This is a genomic window from Aestuarium sp., from assembly GCF_023253315.1.
Taxonomy (GTDB): domain Bacteria; phylum Pseudomonadota; class Alphaproteobacteria; order Rhodobacterales; family Rhodobacteraceae; genus Marivivens; species Marivivens donghaensis.
Genome location: NZ_JALRGW010000091.1, coordinates 1 through 1,131 on the forward strand (window position 1 = coordinate 1; position 1,131 = coordinate 1,131).

The window sequence follows — 1,131 nt, forward strand, 5'->3', positions numbered from 1 at the left end:
CGGCTGCTTCATCAGTTCGGTCAAACGTGCGCCACGGTTCAGCAAAGCTTGGGTCGAAGCATCAAGATCCGAACCGAACTGCGCAAAGGCAGCCATTTCGCGATACTGCGCCAGTTCCAGTTTCACTTTACCAGCCACCGACTTCATCGCGTTGGTTTGGGCCGAAGAGCCCACGCGCGAAACCGACAGACCGGTGTTCACAGCAGGGCGGATGCCTTGGTAGAACAATTCGGTTTCCAAGAAGATCTGGCCGTCGGTGATCGAGATCACGTTGGTCGGAATAAAGGCCGAAACGTCACCGCCCTGGGTCTCGATGATCGGCAAAGCTGTCAGCGAACCCGAACCGAAATCGGCGTTCAGCTTCGACGAACGCTCCAGCAAACGGCTGTGCAGATAGAAAACGTCGCCAGGATAGGCTTCGCGGCCTGGTGGGCGGCGCAGCAACAGCGACATCTGACGGTAGGACACGGCCTGCTTGGACAAGTCATCATAGATGATCAGCGCATGGCGGCCGTTGTCGCGGAAGAATTCCGCCATTGCGGTTGCCGAATAGGGCGCAAGGAACTGCAAAGGTGCAGGGTCGGAGGCGGTCGCAGCCACCACGATTGTATAGTCAATCGCGCCGGTTTCTTCCAGCTTTTTCACCAGCTGCGCAACGGTCGAACGCTTTTGACCGATAGCCACATAGATGCAGTACAGCTTTTTGTTTTCGTCGTCGCCAGCAGCCTCGTTATAGGACTTCTGGTTCAGAATGGTGTCCAAAGCCACGGCGGTTTTGCCGGTCTGACGGTCACCGATGATCAATTCGCGCTGGCCACGGCCAACCGGGATCATAGCGTCAACAGCCTTAAGGCCGGTTGCCATTGGCTCGTGCACACCCTTACGCGGAATGATGCCCGGTGCTTTTTGGTCAGCAATGCGACGCTCGGTCGACTCGATCGGGCCTTTGCCGTCGATCGGGTTGCCAAGGCCGTCAACAACACGGCCCAACAGGCCGTTGCCAACCGGAACGTCCACGATGGACTTGGTGCGCTTGACCGTATCGCCTTCTTTGATGTCACGGTCGGAACCGAAGATAACAACACCAACGTTGTCGACTTCAAGGTTCAACGCCATGCCGCGGATCCCGCC

At 57.5% G+C, this 1,131-nt stretch carries 1 protein-coding gene; it reads right to left on the reverse strand.

The annotated features are described in order from the left end of the window. A partial coding sequence (gene atpA, locus AC1QQ2_RS14320) for a F0F1 ATP synthase subunit alpha (RefSeq protein ID WP_479713645.1) occupies positions 1–1,131 on the reverse strand: 1,131 nt, incomplete at both ends.